This is a genomic window from Stenotrophomonas sp. AS012628, from assembly GCF_010608305.1.
GTDB classification, from domain to species: Bacteria; Pseudomonadota; Gammaproteobacteria; order Xanthomonadales; family Xanthomonadaceae; genus Stenotrophomonas; species Stenotrophomonas geniculata.
The window spans coordinates 1-210 of the sequence record NZ_VMBJ01000325.1; the positions used below are offsets into that span (position 1 = coordinate 1).

1 protein-coding gene is annotated in these 210 nt (G+C 61.9%); it reads right to left on the reverse strand.

Annotated features, from left to right (window positions below):
- Positions 1-210, reverse strand: a 210-nt coding sequence (locus G5A07_RS22115) for a CoA transferase (protein ID WP_191864061.1), incomplete at both ends; no start/stop codon positions are given.

The window sequence follows — 210 nt, forward strand, 5'->3', positions numbered from 1 at the left end:
GCTTGTCGGTTGCCAAGTAGTTGGTCGCCATGTTGGCCATCATGGCAACCTGCACGTCCAGCAGACAGATATCCAGGTGCTGGCCTTCGCCCGTGCGATCCCGGTGAGCCAATGCAGCCAAGATCGCGATGGTGGCATGCGCACCTGTGAACAGGTCGGCAATTGCCACGCCTGCTTTTTGCGGGCCGCCACCGGGGAGATCGTCGCGCT